This window comes from Rhizobacter sp. P2_H2 (assembly GCF_056403375.1).
Genome location: NZ_JBFUFP010000733.1, coordinates 1 through 2,824, shown reverse-complemented (window position 1 = coordinate 2,824; position 2,824 = coordinate 1). Strand labels below are relative to the sequence as shown.

Genomic DNA, 2,824 nt, shown 5'->3' with positions numbered 1-2,824 from the left:
CGGCACGGCCATCCTGGTGTGCCGCGACAAGGCCACCGGTGCCGCCACCGGAACCGCGCGGATCCAGCGCAATGTGGCGATGCCGCTGCAGCTCGAGGGCAKCGTGATCCTGCCGCGATGGCTGGCCGATGAGCCCCGCGCCGAGCTCACCCGGCTGGCCGTGATGCCGGGTGCCGATCCGCAGACCCGGCTCATCCTGATGAAGGCCGCCTACCTGTATTGCCTGGCGAGCCAGGTGCGCTGGATGGTGATCGGTGCGCGCAGCAACGCACTGATCCGGATCTACCAGGGGCTCGGATTCACCGATGTGCTCGGGCCCGACGATCGTGTTCCGCTCGCGCATGCCGGCAACCTGCCGCATCGCATCCTGGCCTTCGATGTCACGGCGGCCGAGCGCACCTGGCTGGCGTCGGGCCATGGGCTGTATCCGTTCATGATCGAGACCTTCCATCCGGATGTGAATCTGTTCCCGAAAGAGTCCATGCTGCCTCAGAACGAGGTTCGTGTGGCGGCGTGACGCCCGGCGACGGCAGCACGCCGCTCCATTGCGCCAGGACCCGCATCAATTCCTGGCGGTTGAAGGGCTTGGCGAGCAGGTCGTCCATGCCGGCATCGGCGCAGGCGCGCCGGTCCTCGTCGGTCGAGGTCGCCGTGATCGCGATGATCGGCACCCTGGGAAGGAGCAGGGTGCGCTCCTGTGCCCTGATCTCACGGGTGGCGGCCTGTCCGTCCATCGTGGGCATCTGGCAGTCCATCAGCACGATGTCGGGTCGCTGCGACTCGCGCAGCGCCCGCCCGACGGCCTCGCGCCCATTGCCCACGCGTTCATGGACCAGCCCCTGCTGTTTCAGGTAGGCGCAAAGGATCAGCGCGGAGACATCATCATCCTCCGCGACCAGCACGCGTCGCAGGTCGATCACCGGGATCGCCGGCGATGCGCCATCCTGTGCTTCGCCGGGCGCCGTCGTGCCCGGAAGCCGGGCGATGAACACGAACCGGGAGCCGACGCCCGTCTTGCTGAGCACGCTCAGCGAGCCTCCCATCGCTTCGGCCAGTTCCCGGGCGATGGTGAGGCCGAGGCCGGCACGGCTGCCCATCGGCGCGCCGTCGGTGCCGGGCGGCGGTGGGTTGGGTGCATCGAAGAGGTGATCCTGGTCGCCCGGCGCGATGCCCGGCCCGGAGTCGATCACCTCGACCTTCACCATGTCGGGCTCGCCCGTGCGCACGAGGTTCATCTCCACCCGGCCCCTCTCGGTGAACTTGATGGCGTTGCCGAGCAGGTTGTGCAGCACCTGCCTGAACCGCGCGGCATCGCCCACCACCCAGCTGGGCCGGGGAAACGCATGCGTCATCGAGAAATCGAGGCCCTTGTCGGCACAGCGCAGGGCGAACACATCGCCCACCAGGCCTGCCTGCGTGACGATGTCGAACACCTCGTGCCGGATCGGGAAGTGCCCCGTCTCGATGCGCGAGACGTCGATCAGGTCGTTGATCAACCTCAGCAGGTGGGTGCCCGATGACTCGATCAGCTCGAGGCGATGCTGCACGGCAGGCTCGCACGCCTCGAGATGGAGCAGCCGTGCGACGCCGAGGATGCCGTGCAACGGGGTGCGCAGCTCATGGCTGATGTTGGCGAGGAACTGGGTCTTGACCTCGATCTGCCGCTGCGCCAACTCGAGTGCGGCTGCCTTCTCCTGCGCCAGCGCCTGGGCCTCGACCCTCAGCAGGATGCTGGCGGTGAGGCGTCGTTCGCCGGCGCGGGCCGTCAGCAGTTGCAGGCCCAGCAGCATCAGCAATCCGAGGCTGCCGACCGCGCCGACTTCGTCGGCTCGCAGCGCCAGCCCGAGGGCCGTGGGCACCATGATCGGCCCCACATAGGCCGCGGTGGCCAGCAGCCGTGCCTGCAACCCGAAGGTGGCCACGCAGGTCACGCAGGCCAGCGCCGCCGCGACGAAGGACGAGACCTGCACCGGCTGGTGCATCAGCCAGAGGCCCGCCACCCCCCAGACCGCGCCGTCGAGTGCCAGCAGGCCGTACGTCAGGTGCCGCCAGCCTCGGGTGGCCGGCTGTCCGGCGCGCGCATGCTTGTGGGCCGAGAAGATCCGCAGGGCCGACACCGTCAGCTTGACGCTCATCCAGCCGCGCACCCAGTCGAGCGGGGTGGAGCCTGACCAGTAGACCGCCAGCAGCACGGCGAATGCCGTCGCGAGCAGCGTGCCGGCGCGCGTGTGCAGCAGCACCATGCGCAGCAGTTCGGCTGCGACGTGTTCGGCGTGGGCGGCGTCCAGCGGGGGGATCGGTCCGGCCTCGCCAGGGGCGCCAAGGCCCGGGACCTCACCCGACGTGCGATGCAGTGCCATGTGTCGTCTCCCCGCGCGCCAGTATGCAACCGGGCCGGGCCGGTGGGCCGCTGGCTGGCGGCCGGCGTCGTCCGGTCGCTTCATTTCGGGACATACGTACACTGGTGGATTGCCAGTCCACAACGATCCGATGACCATCCTGTTGGCCCCGATGGAGGGGTTGCTCGATTTCACGCTGCGTGACGTGCTCACCCGCGCCGGCGGCATCGACCGTTGCGTCTCCGAGTTCATCCGCGTCACCGGCACCTTGCTGCCGGAGCGCGTGTTCCTGCGCATCGTTCCGGAATTGCGCCATGGCGGGCGCACGCCGAGTGGCGTGCCGGTCAGCGCGCAGCTGCTGGGTTCCGATCCGGGCTGCCTGGCCGAGAACGCGGCGCGCCTGGCGTCGCTGGGGCCGGCTGGCATCGATCTCAATTTCGGCTGTCCGGCGAAGGTCGTGAACCGGCATGGCGGCGGCGCTGCGC

Annotated in this window: 3 protein-coding genes; 2 read left to right on the top strand and 1 reads right to left on the bottom strand. The window is 69.3% G+C overall.

Annotation, left to right across the window (positions count from 1 at the left end; genetic code table 11):
• On the top strand, positions 1-517 hold a 517-nt coding region (locus tag AC1D15_RS25450; protein ID WP_477828180.1), incomplete at its 5' end, for an N-acyl amino acid synthase FeeM domain-containing protein.
• Here AC1D15_RS25450 and AC1D15_RS25445 read toward each other — a convergent pair.
• Positions 432-2,444 carry a response regulator gene (locus tag AC1D15_RS25445; protein WP_477828179.1) on the bottom strand — a complete coding sequence of 671 codons (2,013 nt, stop codon included), beginning with the start codon at positions 2,442-2,444 and terminating at the stop codon, positions 432-434. The genes AC1D15_RS25450 and AC1D15_RS25445 overlap by 86 nt on opposite strands.
• Before the next feature lie 46 nt (positions 2,445-2,490).
• Here AC1D15_RS25445 and AC1D15_RS25440 point away from each other — a divergent pair.
• Positions 2,491-2,824 (top strand): tRNA-dihydrouridine synthase (locus tag AC1D15_RS25440; RefSeq protein ID WP_477828178.1); only part of this gene is annotated, 334 nt, incomplete at its 3' end.